This is a genomic window from Pseudonocardia sp. (assembly GCF_035305885.1).
Lineage (GTDB): Bacteria > Actinomycetota > Actinomycetes > Mycobacteriales > Pseudonocardiaceae > Pseudonocardia.
On sequence record NZ_DATGOP010000091.1, the window covers coordinates 65,927 to 80,874 of the forward strand.

At 74.9% G+C, this 14,948-nt stretch carries 15 protein-coding genes and 1 tRNA gene; 6 read left to right on the top strand and 10 right to left on the bottom strand.

Features of this window, described 5'->3' with window-relative positions; all coding sequences use genetic code 11:
* Positions 1-117: 117 nt before the first annotated feature.
* From glfT1 to ypfJ, 6 genes are all read right to left on the bottom strand, one after another.
* Positions 118-1,044 (bottom strand): galactofuranosyltransferase GlfT1, encoded by a 927-nt coding sequence (glfT1, locus tag VKZ81_RS19540; protein WP_324243048.1) that lies wholly within the window; start codon positions 1,042-1,044, stop codon positions 118-120.
* Entirely contained in the window at positions 1,041-1,805 is a 765-nt protein-coding gene (gene wzt / locus VKZ81_RS19545; RefSeq protein ID WP_324243049.1) for a galactan export ABC transporter ATP-binding subunit Wzt/RfbE, read from the bottom strand. Before wzt ends, glfT1 begins: the two co-directional genes overlap by 4 nt.
* Before the next feature lie 7 nt (positions 1,806-1,812).
* On the bottom strand, positions 1,813-2,688 hold the full coding sequence (gene wzm / locus VKZ81_RS19550) for a galactan export ABC transporter permease subunit Wzm/RfbD (protein WP_414709422.1): 876 nt from the start codon (positions 2,686-2,688) through the stop codon (positions 1,813-1,815).
* Positions 2,689-2,833: 145 nt separating this feature from the next.
* Positions 2,834-3,334 (bottom strand): bacterial proteasome activator family protein, encoded by a 501-nt coding sequence (locus VKZ81_RS19555; protein WP_324243110.1) that lies wholly within the window; start codon positions 3,332-3,334, stop codon positions 2,834-2,836.
* 75 nt (positions 3,335-3,409) lie between these two features.
* A complete protein-coding gene (locus tag VKZ81_RS19560; RefSeq protein WP_324243051.1) occupies positions 3,410-4,396 on the bottom strand; it encodes an NAD(P)H-quinone oxidoreductase in 987 nt (328 codons plus the stop codon).
* 71 nt (positions 4,397-4,467) lie between these two features.
* On the bottom strand, positions 4,468-5,397 hold the full coding sequence (gene ypfJ, locus VKZ81_RS19565) for a KPN_02809 family neutral zinc metallopeptidase (RefSeq protein WP_324243111.1): 930 nt from the start codon (positions 5,395-5,397) through the stop codon (positions 4,468-4,470).
* Between the two features lie 125 nt (positions 5,398-5,522).
* On the opposite strand from ypfJ, the gene VKZ81_RS19570 reads away from it, so the two are divergent.
* The 3 genes from VKZ81_RS19570 (at position 5,523) to VKZ81_RS19580 (ending at position 6,908) form a co-directional block, all read left to right on the top strand.
* Positions 5,523-5,607: transfer RNA gene (locus VKZ81_RS19570), tRNA-Ser, on the top strand.
* Positions 5,608-5,689: 82 nt separating this feature from the next.
* Positions 5,690-6,010 (top strand): EthD family reductase, encoded by a 321-nt coding sequence (locus VKZ81_RS19575; protein ID WP_324243052.1) that lies wholly within the window; start codon positions 5,690-5,692, stop codon positions 6,008-6,010.
* A gap of 16 nt (positions 6,011-6,026) precedes the next feature.
* The gene (locus VKZ81_RS19580) at positions 6,027-6,908 is read left to right on the top strand and encodes an alpha/beta fold hydrolase (protein WP_324243053.1); all 882 of its coding nucleotides are present in this window, start codon (positions 6,027-6,029) and stop codon (positions 6,906-6,908) included.
* 306 nt (positions 6,909-7,214) lie between these two features.
* Here the strand turns inward: VKZ81_RS19580 and VKZ81_RS19585 are convergent, their stop codons facing one another.
* Positions 7,215-7,535, bottom strand: a complete 321-nt coding sequence (locus tag VKZ81_RS19585) for a putative quinol monooxygenase (RefSeq protein ID WP_324243054.1) — start codon at positions 7,533-7,535, stop codon at positions 7,215-7,217.
* Between the two features lie 703 nt (positions 7,536-8,238).
* On the opposite strand from VKZ81_RS19585, the gene VKZ81_RS19590 reads away from it, so the two are divergent.
* Positions 8,239-9,426 carry an MFS transporter gene (locus VKZ81_RS19590; RefSeq protein ID WP_324243055.1) on the top strand — a complete coding sequence of 396 codons (1,188 nt, stop codon included), beginning with the start codon at positions 8,239-8,241 and terminating at the stop codon, positions 9,424-9,426.
* A 6-nt stretch (positions 9,427-9,432) separates the two neighbouring features.
* Here the strand turns inward: VKZ81_RS19590 and VKZ81_RS19595 are convergent, their stop codons facing one another.
* Together VKZ81_RS19595 and VKZ81_RS19600 are read right to left on the bottom strand one after the other, a co-directional pair.
* Positions 9,433-10,935: an FAD-dependent oxidoreductase gene (locus VKZ81_RS19595; RefSeq protein ID WP_324243056.1), complete on the bottom strand. Its 1,503-nt coding sequence runs from the start codon at positions 10,933-10,935 to the stop codon at positions 9,433-9,435.
* A gap of 49 nt (positions 10,936-10,984) precedes the next feature.
* Positions 10,985-11,215 carry a DUF8847 domain-containing protein gene (locus VKZ81_RS19600; protein ID WP_324243057.1) on the bottom strand — a complete coding sequence of 77 codons (231 nt, stop codon included), beginning with the start codon at positions 11,213-11,215 and terminating at the stop codon, positions 10,985-10,987.
* Between the two features lie 141 nt (positions 11,216-11,356).
* On the opposite strand from VKZ81_RS19600, the gene VKZ81_RS19605 reads away from it, so the two are divergent.
* Complete coding sequence (locus VKZ81_RS19605; protein ID WP_324243058.1) at positions 11,357-12,238, top strand: NAD(P)-dependent oxidoreductase; 882 nt, start codon at positions 11,357-11,359, stop codon at positions 12,236-12,238.
* Here the strand turns inward: VKZ81_RS19605 and VKZ81_RS19610 are convergent.
* A complete protein-coding gene (locus VKZ81_RS19610; RefSeq protein ID WP_324243059.1) occupies positions 12,222-13,481 on the bottom strand; it encodes a M18 family aminopeptidase in 1,260 nt (419 codons plus the stop codon). The genes VKZ81_RS19605 and VKZ81_RS19610 overlap by 17 nt on opposite strands.
* 19 nt (positions 13,482-13,500) lie before the next feature.
* Between VKZ81_RS19610 and VKZ81_RS19615 the strand changes: the two genes are divergently transcribed.
* Positions 13,501-14,913, top strand: coding sequence for a GMC family oxidoreductase (locus VKZ81_RS19615; RefSeq protein WP_324243060.1), 1,413 nt, complete (start codon positions 13,501-13,503; stop codon positions 14,911-14,913).
* The last annotated feature ends 35 nt before the right edge of the window (positions 14,914-14,948 follow it).

A 14,948-nucleotide genomic window follows, 5' to 3' on the forward strand; every position in this document is an offset into this window, starting at 1 on the left:
CGCGCAGCGCGATGCTCGCCGCGCTCGCCGAGGGCCACGCGCTCCCGGCGGGCGAGCCGGCCCGCCGTGCCGGGATCCACCCGGCCACCGCGACCGGCCACCTGGCTGCCCGCCTGATCAGGGTCGGCGGAACCGCTCCGCCCGCCCCTCGCGCACCAGCCGCACCCACTGCAGGAACTCCCGCGGGCTGCGCTTGGTCACCAGGAAGTACCAGGCGAACCGGGGCACCTCCAGCACCCCGACGCGTCGCATCCCCGGCTGGGAGACCAGGAACCCGCGGTTGCGGAAGGTGTAGAAGCGCTTGATCGGGTCGTCGGGGTCGCGGGCGTGCAGGCGGCCGCCGAGCATCGGCTTGTCGTCGTCGGACCCCGCGGGGTGCAGGTAGGTCGCCCGCAGCGACGTGCCGAACGGCAGCCCGGAGCGCACGAGCCGCCGGTGCACCTCCACCTCGTCGCCCCGCACGAACAGCCGCAGGTCCGGCACGCCCACGACGTCGAGCGTGGAGGCCCGGAACAGCGCGCCGTTCATCAGCGCCGCGATCCCGGGCAGCAGCTCCTCGTCGGCGCCGTGCCTGACGTCGGCGGCGAGCTCCGCGCGGGAGCGGTGCCAGGTGAGCCCGCGGCGGATCGGGAAGGCGAGCCGGTCGGGGTTGTCCTTGTCCGCCACCGTGGGGGAGACGGCGGCGAGCCCGCGGCGCTCGGCGAGCTCGACGAGCGTGGCCAGGGTGGACTCGTCGGAGGGCATGCCGTCGTCGTCGCCCAGCCAGATCCAGTCGGCGCCCATGGCCAGCGCGTGCAGCATCCCGAGGGCGAACCCGCCTGCGCCCCCGAGGTTCTTCCACGACGGCACGTAGGTCGTGTCGAGTCCGCACGACTCGACGACCGCCCGGGCCGGCTTGTCCGGCCCGTTGTCGACCACGATGAGGTGGGCGATGGGATGGGTCTGTTTCGCGAGTGCGGCGAGCGACTCCGCGAGCAGTTCCGTGCGGTGGCGGGTCACCACCACCGCGACGACGGATCCCGGCGGAAGCGGAACCGGGGTCACCGGGCTTCGGTCTCGGCCAGCACGTCACGTCCCTTGTAGTGGTGGAGCACTTCGCGCAGCGGACCGTGCTCGCGAATGGTGCCCTGGTCCATCCAGATGGCGGTGTCGCAGAGGTCGGCGAGGAACTCGTCGGAGTGGGAGGCGAACACCAGGATGCCCGCCCGCTCCACGAGCTCGAAGAGCCGGTTGCGGGCCTTGGCGAGGAATTCGGCGTCCACGGCGCCGATGCCCTCGTCGAGCAGCAGGATCTCGGGGTCGATGCTCGTGACCACGCCGAGGGCGAGGCGCACCCGCATGCCGGTGGAGTAGGTGCGCAGCGGCATCGACAGGTAGTCGCCGAGCTCGGTGAACTCGGCGATGTCGTCGACCCGCTTCTCCATCTGCTTGCGGGTCATGCCGAGGAACAGGCCGCGGATGAGGATGTTCTCGTACCCGGAGATCTCCGGGTCCATCCCGACGGCGAGGTCGAACACCGGGGCGACCTTGCCGACGACGCGCGCGCGGCCGCGGGTGGGCTCGTAGATGCCCGACATCAGCCGCAGCAGCGTCGACTTGCCCGCGCCGTTGTGCCCGACGAGCGCGACGCGGTCGCCCTGGCGCAGCGAGATCGTGACGTCCCGGAGCGCCTCGATGATCGGGACCTTCGACTGCGTGCCGATGCGCCCGCCCGCCCGGCCGAGCACGGCCTTCTTCAACGAGCGGGTCTTGGCGTCGAAGATCGGGAAGTCGACCGCAGCGCCTTCGATGTCGATGCTGACCATGCGCCCCTCAGACCCAGTACGCCACGCGGGAGCGGTAGTTGCGGAGGAAGACCAGCGCCGTGGCACACCCCACGACCGTGATCACGCCGACGACGTACCAGTGCCGCCAGACGATCGGCTGGCCGAGCAGCGGCTGGCGCATGATCTCGACGAAGTGCAGCACGGGGTTGACCTCGGCCAGGCGCGCCCGCTCGGCCACCGCGGGGTTGCGCAGCAGCGTGTCGTACTGCCACACGATCGGCGTCATGAAGAACAGCAGCTGCGTGAGGCTCGCGATTATCGGCGGTATGTCGCGGAAGCGCGTGGCGACGATCCCGGTGAGCACCGCGATCCACGCCCCGTTGACCAGCAGCAGCGCGAACGCGGGGATCGTGAGCAGCAGCGACGCGCCCAGCGGGTGCGGGAAGATCACCATGAGGACCACCCACACCACCAGGTTGTGGGCGAAGAACAGGGTCTGCCGCCACAGCAGCCGGTACACGTGCAGCGACAGCGGGGCGGGCAGGAACTTGATGAGGCCCTCGTTGGCGATGAAGACCTCGCTGCCCTCGAGGATGCACCCGTTCACGAAGTTCCAGATCAGCAACCCCGTGGCGACGTACGGCAGGAACGTCGGGAGGTCCATCTGGAACAGCGCGCCGTAGAGGATGCCCATGGCGGTGGCGATCACCGCCATGCTGATGCTCACCCACAGCGGGCCGAGCACCGAGCGCCGGTACCGCTGCTTGATGTCCTGCCAGCCTAGATAGCCCCACAGGGGACGCTGCTGCCACCCCTGCCGGAGGTCGCCGAAGGCGCGTCGCCAGCTGCGTGAGCCGGGGACGTCGGCCACGACCGGCCGGGCAGGGGTGGCGCCCTCGGCCCGGTCGTCACCGGTGGTCATCGTCTGAGCCACCAGGCGAGGGTACCGGCGGGGCGAGCGACCGTCCCGGCCGGTGCTGGGGTGGCGGTGGAAAACCGCCCCGGGGTGCGGGCGGAGCCGCTCCCGCGACCCCGGGCGCCGTCGCAGCGCCATCGCCGGTGCGGGGTCAGAGGTACTGGCCCGTGCCCCGGGCGATCGCGCCCTCGCCGGACTGGGGCGTCGCGCCCTGCGGGAGGCCGCGGCGCATCTGCTCCAGCTGCTGGCGGGCGGCCATCTGCTGGGCGAACAGCGCGGTCTGGATCCCGTGGAACAGCCCCTCCAGCCAGCCGACCAGCTGCGCCTGGGCGATCCGCAGCTCCGCGTCCGACGGGGTGGACTCGTCCGTGAAGGGCAGGCTGAGCCGGTGCAGCTCCTCGCGCAGCTCCGGCGCGAGCCCCTCCTCCAGCTCCTTGATCGAGTTCTCGTGGATCTCGCGGAGCCGGTTGCGGGACGCTTCGTCGAGGGGAGCGGCACGCACCTCCTCGAGCAACTGCTTGATCATGGTGCCGATCCGCATGACCTTGGCCGGTTGCTCGACCATGGAGCCCACTCCCTGCTCCTCGGTGTCCTCGCCGGACTGGGGGACCCGCGCCACGCCCACCGGTCGACCGTCAGGACCGATGACCATGACCTGCTGGTCGCCTCCGTCCCCGTTCTTCTGCTCCGTTGGCTGGCTCACCACACCACGGTATATCGAGCGGGGTCAGCGCAGGGGCAGCAGGATCTTCCCGATCACGCCGCCCGCCTCCAATCGGGCGTGCGCCTTGGCGGCATCCGGCAGTGGGACGCGGTCGTGGACGATGGGCCGAACGCGACCGTCGGCGATCATCGGCCACACCTGCTCGCGCACGCCGGCGACGATCGCCGCCTTGCCGCTCGGCCCGTCCACCGGACGACCCCGCAGCTGCAGGGCGGTGACGCTGCCGCGCTTGCGCATCAGCTTGTTGAGGTCGATCTCGCCCTTGGTGCCGCCCTGCAGGCCGATGATCAGCAGCCTGCCGTCGGGGGCGAGCGCATCGATGTTCGCGGCGAGCCCCTTGGCGCCCACGACGTCGAGGATGACGTCTGCGCCGTGCCCGTCGGTGGCCTCCTTCAGGCGGGCCGGGACGTCGTCGTGGTAGTCGATCACGATGTCCGCGCCGAGCTCGCGGCAGCGCTCCAGGCGCTCCGGGGCGCCCGCGGTGGCGGCCACCCGGGCGCCCAGCGCCTTGGCCACCTGGATCGCGTGGGTGCCGATGCCGCTGGTGCCGCCCTGCATCAGGAAGGTCTCCCCGGCGCTCAGCCGTCCGGCCGCCACGATGTTCGACCAGACGGTGCACGCCACCTCGGGCAGTCCGGCCGCCGTGACCAGGTCGACGCCGGGCGGGATCGGCAGCAGCTGCGCCGCGGGCACGGCGACCTTCTCCGCGTACCCGCCGCCCGCGAGCAGCGCGCACACCTCGTCGCCGACCTGCCAGCCCTCGACACCCTCGCCGAGCGCGGCGATCCGGCCGGAGCACTCGAGCCCGATGATGTCCGACGCGCCGGGCGGCGGCGGGTAGTAGCCCTGCCGCTGCAGCAGGTCGGCGCGGTTGACCGCGCTCGCCACCACGTCGACGACGACCTCGCCCGGGCCCGCGACGGGGTCCGGGACCTCGGTCCACTCCAGCACTTCCGGGCCGCCCGGTTCCCGCACCGTGATCGCATGCATACTGCAGACACTATTCCGTCGGGCCCGGGTGCGCCGCCGCAGCGCGGTGTCGCGTGGACCACGGTCGGGCGTCAGCCGAGGTCCACCCCGCGGGCGAAGGTGTCGCAGCGCGCCGGGTCACCCGTCTCGTACCCGGTGAGGTACCAGCGCTCCCGCTGCGCCGAGGACCCGTGGCTGAACTGGCTCTCGTCCACCCGGCCGCCGCCGAGCCGGCTCTGGATGTAGTCGTCGCCGATGCGGGCCGCCGTGTCGAGCGCGGCCTCGACGTCCTCGCGCGTCACGTCCGTGATCAGCGGCTCGCCCGACGCGGTCGGCACCGACTCGGCGTGGTTGGCCCACACCCCGGCGTAGCAGTCGGCCTGCAGCTCCAGCCGCACCGAGCCCGAGGTCGGGCCGGTCTCGCCCGGCCGCACCCGCGAGCTCGTGCCGAGCAGGGCCTGCACGTGGTGGCCGTACTCGTGGGCGATCACGTACGCCCGCGCGAACGGGCCGCCCTGCGCGCCGAAGCGCGTCTCCAGCTCGCGGAAGAAGCTCAGGTCGATGTAGACCTCGTTGTCGGCGGGGCAGTAGAACGGCCCGACCGCCGACGTCGCGCTGCCGCACGCCGTGCGCACCCCGCCGGAGAAGAAGTTGGTGCGGGGCGGCTGGTAGGTCATCCCGGAGCGGGCGAACGCGTCGCTCCAGAACCCGTCGAGGGAGTTGACGACCGCGACCACCTCGCAGTCCAGCTGCGTGTTGGCCTCCGCACCGGTGCGGCAGCTGGAGGCCGCCTGCGACGTGTCGGCCGTCTGGCCCGGCTGCAGCCCGCCCAGGCCGACGCCGCCCAGGTCGATCCCCGCCCCGCCGCCGAGCTGGCTCAGCAGGAAGTACAGGATCAGCCCGACGACGCCCAGCCCGCCGCCGCCGACCGCCACCCGGCCGCCGATCCCGCCTCCGCCGCCGCTGCCGCGCAGGTCGTCGATCTGAGACGTGTCCAGCCGGGCGTTCTCGTCGAACCGCATGGTGACCTCCCGCACGGATCCCACCACATGCTCGCGCCCAGGTCGCTCGACGCTCGCCTGAGCGGGTGAGCCGACGCCCGCGACCACCCCGCGACGGGGGTCCGCAGGCGGCTACCCTGATCCGCGGAAGCGTGGCAGAGCGGCCGAATGCACTCGCCTTGAAAGCGAGAGACGGGCAACCGTCCGGGGGTTCGAATCCCTCCGCTTCCGCGGTCCGACCCGCGGCGGCGCCGGGGAGGACGATCAGGTCCGCTCCGGCGCCGCCGACGCCCGTCCGCGGCGAGGAGGACCCGTGTTCCCGGTCACCGTGCGCGACGACCACCCCGAGGACCCCGCGCGGTTCGACGAGCACGACGACGGCGTCCACGCACCGCTCACCGCCACGATCCCCGGCCTGCGGCGCTGCCCGGTGACGAGGCCCGGACCGGGCCCGGACGGCACGCCGCCCCCGTACCACCTGGTGGCGGTGACGGAGTACGAGTCCGAGGGGTCCGAGGCGGTCTACGGCGCGGCCACGGCGACCCCGGAGGGCTGCGCGACCCGGGCCGACCTGGACGGCTTCGCGACGGCGGGCGTCACGGTGCCGGCGGGACCGGCCGGCTCCGTCGGCTGACCGCCCGGCGCGCCCCGTGGTCCGCAACGAGGTCGACCTGCCGAGCGGGCGGGTCTCCTATCTCAGTTGGTCGCCCGGGCGCCCGAGGGGCACCGTCGTCCTCCTGCACGGGGGCGGGGTCGACAACGCCGAGCTGTCCTGGGGCGGGATCGGCCCCGAGCTCGCCGCGGCGGGCTACCGCGTGATCTGCCCCGACCACCCCGGCTACGGGCACAGCCCGCTCCCGCGCTCGCCGGTGACGCAGGAGCTGCTGGTCGGCTACGTCGGCGAGTTCGTCGACGCCGTCGTCGACGGGCCGTACGCCATCGGCGGGCTCTCGCTCGGCGGCGGCATGACGATCGGGCACGTGCTCGACCGCCCCGACCGGGTGACCGGTGCGATCCTGCTCGGCAGCTACGGCCTCATGCCGCGGCTGTACGACGGGCCGCTCGCGGCGCTGCGGCAGGCGGTGATGTGGGCGGTGGTGCGCACCGGCGCGCTGGGCGCGCTGTTCCGGTGGGCCGCCCGCAGTCGCGCCGCGATGGACCGCGGCATCGCCACCATCGTCCGCAACCCCGCATCCCGCACCCCCGAGCTGGTGGCGGCGGTGCACGCGGCCGCGGCCGCACCGGGTGCCCTCGTCGCGTTCGAGCAGTGGCAGCGCGACCAGGTGCGGTGGAACCGGCAGCGCACCGACTACACCGACCGGCTGCGCACCTTCTCCCGGCCGGCCCTCGTCGTGCACGGCGGCCGCGACACGAGCGTGCCGGTCGCCCGCGCCCGGGCCGCGGCACGGCTGATCCCGGATGCCCGGCTGGAGGTCGTCGACGGGGCCGGGCACTGGGTGCAGCGGGACGCGCCGCGCGTCGTGCTCGACGCGATGACGGATTTCCTGGACCGGGTATGTGCCGCGGGTTGATCCCGACCGTCGTCCGTCCGCTACGCGTCCTCCCGTGAGGGCGAGGTAGCGCGTCCGCCGCGACGCGACCCCGGGCACCGGCACCTGGTCGCGGTAGGCCCGACCGCCACACGTCCGCGGCCGGCGCGGTCCCCTCCCGCACCGCCCGTGCCGGCTCCTCCGCCACCAGGGACTCGGCCCAAGTCCTCAGGGCCGATCACCCGCAAGGCGCGCACGGCGCCTCGTCGACGAGCTGGACCCGCCGCTTCGCGGATCACCTCGTCGTCCTCGGTCGGGGTTCGGCGCCGACCGCGGGGACGGTTGCGGTCAGTTCCCGGCAGCGTTGCCGACCGGGAGGCCGAGCCCGCCCACCACGCGGGACTCCTGGCGGGTGAACTCGCCGGTGAGCAGCGGCATGGCCTCGGCGATGGCCGCCTCGACCTCGGGGAGCCGCAGGGACGCCCTGTGGTGCTGGGCGCTCTCCCACACCTCGGTCACCCAGATCCGGTCGGGGTCGTCCGGGCACTCGGCGACGACGTAGGACAGGCAGCCGGCGGCCGGGAGACCGCCGATGCTCCGCAACAGGTGGGCGATGACCTCGTCGCGCTTGCCGGGCTTCGTGCGCATGCTGCCGATGTAGCCGTACACGGATGCAGCATCGCCCGCCCGATCGCGGCGGTATTGGAGATTCGCGACAGCGGTCGGGCCACCCGCGACCCGTCGGCCCGGCGCACGATCTCCGCGACGGTCTCTGCGAGCGACAGCTCGGACGTGTCGAGCCCGATGCGCGGCGTGTCCCGCCGCAGCGCCTCGTCGAGCGCGCGCCGTCCACGGCCGTGGGTCCGCCCCCGCGCTCCGCACGACGTCCGGGCGCGGGGCGAGCACGACCACGTGCAGCGGCCGGGTGTGGATGGCCGCCACCGGGCCCGGCAGCTCGGCGCCGAGCACGACGTCCCGGGCCACCACCTGCAGCCGGCCTCCGGGTACGCGTCGCAGGTCCGGGCCGTGAGGTGGTGGCGCGGCCGCAGCCGGTGGACCGCCTCCGGGCCCGCGTCCGGGGTCATCTCGGCGCCCGCGCACGATCCAGCGGCGGAACTGCTCGCCGTGGCCGTGCGGTGCCGCCCGGGAGCCGTTCGGCGAGGGCCCGCGCCACCGTCGACCTCCCGGCCGCCTGGAACCCCGTGCCGAGGTGCACCGACGCCGTGGGCACGACCCGGGATCGGCCCGGCAGCGGAATCCGCTGTGCCGGGGGCCGGGATGCCGCTACCGTGCCCGCATGCCCGGTTGACGCTCCCTGCCATCGGCCCTGACATCGGCGCTGCCGCCGCCCGCGCGCCCGCTCGTCCGCCGCGTGGTCGGGTGGGCGCTGCTCGCCGACCTCGTCCCGATCTACCCGCTGTACGCGCTGCTGTTCACGGCCACCGGGTTGTCGGTCGCCCAGGTGTCGGCGCTGTTCGCGATCTGGTCGGCCACCGCGCTGCTCGCGGAGGTGCCCTCCGGCTCGCTCGCCGACCGGTTCGGCAGGCGGTCGTGCCTGGTCGCGGCCGGGGTGCTGCAGGCGGCCGGGTACGCCACGTGGATGCTGCTGCCCGGCTTCGCCGGGTTCGCGATCGGCTTCGTGCTCTGGGGCGCCGGCGGGTCGCTCGTCTCCGGCGCGAAGGAGGCGCTGCTCTACGACGGCCTCGACGCGGTGGGCGCGGCGGCGCACTACGCGCGGGCAGCGGGCCGGCTCGCGGCCGTGGAGCTGGTCGCGCAGCTCCCGGTGGCGCTGGCGGCCGGCTGGCTCCTGGTTGCGGGCGGGTTCGCGCTCGTGGGCTGGGTGAGCGTGGCGACGTGCCTCGCCGCGGCCGGGGTCGCCGCGACGCTGCCGGAACCCCGCCGCGCCGAACCGGCGGAGGCCGACGACCGGACCTACCTCGCCACGCTCCGCGCGGGCGTGGCGGACGCGGCGCGCCTACCCGGGGTGCGGCCGGTGCTGCTGGCCGCGGCCGCGCTCACCGGCTTCGACGCGGCCGAGGAGTACTTCCCGCTCCTGCTCGCCGACCAGGGGGTCCCGGTCGCGCTGGTGCCGATCGCCTCGGTGCCGACCGTGCTCGGCGGGATGGCCGGCGCGGCGCTCGGGGGAGCGGCCGCCCGGCTGCCCGGCTGGGCGCTCGCGGTCCTGCTCGCGTTCGCGATGGCGCTCTTGGGCGGAGCCGGGTTCGGCGGTCCGGTGACCGCGCTGGTCGCCGTGGCGGCGTTCTACGGCGGCTACCAGGCCGTGCGCGTGGTCGTCGACGCCCGGCTGCAGGAGCGGATCCCGAGCGCGACCCGGGCCACCGTGACGTCGGTGGCCGGGGTGGGCACGGAGCTCGCGACGTTCGGCGTGTACGCGGCGTGGGCCGCGGGCGGGGCGCCGCTGCTCGCCGCGGCCGGCCTGGTGGTGGCCGCGACGCTGCCCGCGCTCCTGCGCCGGCGGGGGGTGGCGGGTAGCAGCGCCCCCGGTATTGCCGCCACCCGCCGAAGCGAGGAGCGTGCCTCCGGTGATCGAGATTCGTGACCCCGGTCACTCTCCGGGTGGGGTCCGCCGGGGCAGCGGCCGGACGGCGGGGCCCTCGAGCACCTCGCCGTCGACGTCGAACCGCGAGCCGTGGCACGGGCAGTCCCAGCTCACCTCGGCCGCGTTGAAGCGCACGAGGCAGCCCAGGTGCGTGCACCGCATGGACACCGCGTGCAGGCCGCCGTCCGGGTCGCGGTACACGCCGGTGCGGTCGACGCCCGAGCGGACCACCCCGGCCGAGCCGGGGGCGAGCTCGGCCGCCGAGGAGATCTGCCCCGGCACGAGCCGGTCGGCGACGAGGTCGACGCCCACCTTCGCGTTCATCCGCGCCAGCTGCGGCAGCCCCTTCGGTGAGACGCGGTGCGGGCTGAACGCGTCCGTGCCCCGGCCGCCGCCGAGCTGCTCGGAGAGGACGGCCGCGGCCATGGTGCCGCCGGTCAGGCCCCACTTCGAGTAGCCCGACGCCACGTACATGCGCGAGTTCCCCGGGGTGTACGTGCCGATCATCGGGGTGTGGTCGTAGGGCGTCGGGTCCTGCGCCGACCAGCGGTGCGTGACCTCGACGACGTCCCAGTGCTCGCGCAGGTGCCCCTCGACCGCGTCGTAGCGGGAGCGGTCGACGCCCCGCGCGCCCGCCGGGTGGCCCTGGCCGAGCACGATCATGAGCTCGCCCGCCGAGCTGTACGACCAGGTCTCGGGCCCGGTCGTGATCGACATCCCGCGGGCGGGCCCGCCGCGCACCCTGGCCGCGACGCAGTACGAACGGTTCGCCTCCATCCGCGCGAAGTACAGGCCGCGGTCCCAGATCGGGTAGTGCGTGGCGACGACGACCCGGTCGCCGAACAGCGGCCCCCGGGTGGTCTCGACCCGCACCGGGCTGCCCTGCGCGACGCTCACCGCCCGGGTCCGCTCGAACACCCGGGAGCCGCCGCCGTCGACGGCCGCCGCGAGCCCGGACACGTACTTCACGGGGTGGAACGCGATCTGGTCGGGCAGCCGGACCGCCCCGGCCACGGGGTAGGGCAGGTCCACCGTCGCCGTCAGCTCGACCGGCAGCCCGGCGTGCCGCGCGGCCTCGAACTCGAGCTCGACGGCCTCGAGGTCCTCGTCCCGCACGGCAACGGTGCAGGCGTCCCGCCGCTCGAGGTCGCAGTCGATGCCCTCGTCCGCGGCCAGCTCGGCCACCAGCTCCACCGCGGCGAGGCTGCGCGCGGCGTACTCGTCGGCGACCTCGGTGCCGCGCGTGCGGCCGATCGAGGTCAGCATCGTCGACTGCAGGGCGGTGACCTTGGCGGTGTTGTTGCCGCTCACGCCCGAGGCGACCCGGTCGGCCTCGACGACCGCGACCCGCGCCCCGCGCCGCTTGAGCAGCAGCGCGGTCGTCAGACCGGTGATCCCGCCGCCGAGCACCAGCACGTCGAAGGAGCGCTCGTCGGACGGGGCCGGGTAGCTGACGTCGGGCAGCGCGGCGAGCCACAGCGACTGCGTGGCGGTGGTCGTGGGTGGCACGGGACCCTCCGGTGTCTCGGGTCCGTCGGCTACCCCGTGATCGGGAGGGTCAATCCGCCTCGTCGGCCTCGGGCGGCCGCAGCCGGTACTCGCCGCCGTGACCCGCCACCTCGTGCAGGTCGTAGTGGTGCACGATCTTCGGCCCCTCGTGCAGGTACACGTAGCGCACCGTGTCGGGGACCGGGTCGGACGGCTCGCGGGTGTCGACACGACCGTCGAGCGGGCCGCCGACGAACCAGTAGACGTCCGGGCCGTCCGCGAGGGAGTGGTCCTCGCTCACTCGACCTCCTCGGTTCTGGTCCGGGGACACTCGCCCCACGGTAAGGCCGATCGCGCCGCCGTGCGAGATCCGTGCGCGGAGCGTCAGCGAACGGCGCCACGGTGGGTCCCGTCGACGCACGAGACGATTCAGGAGGACACCGTGTCCCAGCACGACCCCACGCCCGTGACCGTGATCGGCCTCGGCGCCATGGGCTCCCGGATCGCCGAGGTCCTGCTCGCGGGCGGACACCCCACCACCGTGTGGAACCGCAACCCGGACCGCGCCGCCCCGCTCGTGGAGCTGGGTGCGGTGCGGGCGCGCGGCGTCGCGGAGGCGGTGGCGGCGAGCCCGCTCGTCGGCGTGTGCGTGCTCGACTACGCGGCCGTGCGGGAGGTCCTGGAGCCGGTCGCGGCCGAGCTCGCCGGCCGCACCCTCGTCGTGTTCACCACCGGCACGCCCCGGTCGGCCCGCGAGACGGCCCGGTGGGCGGCCGAGCGCCGCATCGGCTACGTCGACTGCGGCATGATGGCGACCCCGCCGATGATCGGGCGGGACGGCGCCCGCTTCCTCTACAGCGGTTCGGAGGAGGCGTTCGAGCCCCACCGGGCCGCGTTGGAGCTGCTCGGCGCCGCGGAGTTCCTCGGCGAGGACCCCGGGCTCGCCGCGCTCTACGACCTGGCGCTCCTGTCGGCCATGTACGGCATGTTCGCGGGCTTCCTCCACGGCGCCGCGCTCGTCGGGAGCGCGGGCGTCAAGGCGGCGGACTTCGCCGAGCAGGCGGCCACGTGGGTCACCGCCATGACGGCGGGCTTCGCGCACGACGCGGCCTACATCGACGCCGGCGACTACACCGCCCGCGACGAGCAGACCGTCGCGTTCAACCGGGCGGCCCTGGAGGTGATCGTGCAGGCCAGCCGCGAGGAGGGCCTCGCGGTCGACCTCGTGGCGCCGCTGCGGGACGTGCTCGCCCGCCAGGTCGAGGCCGGCCATGGCGCCGCGAGCTTCGCCCGCGTCCACGAGGAGATCAGAGCGGGTCGGTGAGGAAGGCCGTGGCCGCGGCGGCGAGGTGGGCCGGGTCCCGAACCCCGCACAGCTCCCGCGCGGAGTGCATCGACAGGATCGGGATCCCGACGTCGACGGTGCGGATGCCCAGGCGGGTGGACAGGATCGGGCCGACCGTGCTGCCGCACGGGATCGTGTTCTTGCTCACGAACACCTGCGAGGGCACGCCCGCGTCCCGGCACGCGCGCTGCCACGCCGCGGCGCCGGGGGCGTCGGTGGCGTAGCGCTGGTTGGCGTTGACCTTCAGCACCGGCCCCCCGTTCGGCAGCGAGCGGTGGTTCGGGTCGTGGTGGCCCAGGTAGTTCGGGTGCGCGGCGTGCGCCACGTCCACCGAGAGGCAGCGGGACGCGGCGAACGCGGCGGCCCGGGCGTCGAACCCGCCCGCGAGCCGGGTGAGCACGGTCTCCAGCATCGGCCCGGCGGCCCCGGTGGCGGTGTTGCTCCCGACCTCCTCGTGGTCGAAGCCGACGAACACGGGGATGACCCCGGTCGCGTCGTCGGCCGCCGCGAGCAGGGCGCACAGGCCTGCGTGCACGGACGCGAGGTTGTCCAGCCGCGGACCGGCCAGGAACTCCTCGTCCCGGCCGAGGCGGGCGGGCGGGGCGAGCTCGTGCACCACGAGGTCGTGCGCGGCCACGTCGGCCGGGTCGACCCCGGCCTCGGCGGCGAGGAACCCGATCAGGTCACCCTCGGTGGGCGCGCCCAGCCCCCACACGGGCAGCAGGTGCTCCTGCGGGTCGAGCTTGAGGCCCTGGTTGACCTGGCGGTCCAGGTGGATGGCGAGCTGCGGCACGCGCAGCAGCGGCCGGCGCACGTCGACGAGCGCGACCGAGCCGTCGTAGCGCGCGAGGCGGCCGGCGAGGCCGAGGTCTCGGTCGAGCCAGGAGTTCCACAGCGCCCCGCCGTAGACCTCCACCGCCACCTGCCGCCAGCCGGCCGAGCCGGTATCGGGCCGCGGCTTGACCTTGAGCGTGGGCGAGTCGGTGTGCGCGGCGAAGATCCGCAGGGGCGTGCCGGGCGGGGTGTCCTCGGGCACGAACCAGGCCAGCAGCGTGCCGTCGCGCACCAGGTAGCGGCCGCCCGGGCCGTCCTCCCACGGCCCGGCCTCCGGCTGCTCGGTGAAGCCGGCCTCGGCGAGCCGGCGCACCCCCTCGGCGACGGCGTGGTACGGCGTGGGCGCCGCGGTGAGGAACGCGGCGAGGTCCTGCGCGAGATCGCTCATCACGGGCATCCTCCCTGATGTGTTCGACGTGGTCGTGGTGGGCGCCGGTTCGGCGGGATGCGCGCTGGCGGGCCGGCTCGCGGAGGCGGGCCGCCGGGTGCTGCTGCTCGAGGCCGGGCCGCGCGCACCCGCCCCGGACTGGCTCGACGGCGCCCGGCCGGGACACCCGCTGAACTGGTCCTACCCCGCCCGGCTGCGGCCCGGCCGCACCGTCGCCGTGCCGCGCGGCAGGGTCGTCGGCGGGTCGAGCGCGATCAACGGCGGCAACTGGCTGCGCGCCACCCCCGCCGACGCCGCGGACTGGGCGGTGCCCGGGTGGTCGTGGGCCGAACTGCTGCCGCTCTACGTCCGCTCCGAGCACGACCTCGACCTGCCGGACGCGCCCGGCCACGGTGACCGCGGGCCGGTGCCGGTCCGCCGCCCCGCCGGGCCGCTGCTGCACCCGGCGGCCGAACGCTTCCTGGAGGCGGCGCAGCGGCTCGGGCACCCCCTCGAACCGGACAAGAACGGCGGCGGCCCGCCCGGGGCCGGGCTGGTGCCGAGCAACGCGGGCGACGGGGTGCGCACGAGCGCCGCCGACGCCTACCTCGCCGACCACCCCGACACCCTCCAGGTGCGGGCGGAGGCCCCGGCGGCCCGCGTGCTCCTCGACGGCGACGCGGTTCGCGGCGTCGCGCTGCTCGACGGCACCGTCGTCGAGGCCGGGGAGGTGGTGCTCGCCGCGGGCGGCGTCGCCACCCCGCAGCTGCTGATGCTGTCCGGCATCGGGCCCGCGGACGTGCTGCGCGGCGCGGGCGTGCCGGTCGTGCGCGACCTCCCGGTGGGGCAGGGGTTCAGCGACCACCCCGCGGTGTTCGTGCCGTTCACCACCCCGGACCCGCCCGCCCCCGCGGGAGCGCCGGGCAGCCAGGCCGCGCTGGACTGGGACGCGGGCGCCGACCCGGGCGGCGACGTCGAGGTGCTCGCCTTCGTCCGCCCCTTCACGCCCGCGGGCGAGCTGCACCTCATGTGCATGGTGGCGAGCCCGGTGAGCAGGGGCACGATCACGATCACCTCGCCCGACCCGCGGGACCGGCCCCTGATCGACTACCGGTACCTGCGCACCGAGCACGACCGGCGCCTGCTGCGCCACGCCGTGCGCACCGCCGCCGACCTGCTGCGGGCGGGCGTCGGCACCCGCCTCGCGCCCGGCGGCGACGTCCTGGGCAGCGACCGCGAGCTCGACGCGTGGATCGACGCCCACCTCACCACCGCCGTGCACCTGTCCGGCAGCGCCCCGATCGGGCCGGTGGTGGACCCGCAGCTGCGCGTCCACGGGATCAGCGGGCTGCGGGTGGCCGACACGTCGGTGCTGCCGAGGGTGCCGCGGCGGGGCACCGCGGCCACCGCCGTGGCCGTCGGCGAGAAGGCGGCGCAGCTCATCGGTGTCTGAATCACATATCTGTGATTCTTCACCTCGCACCCGCC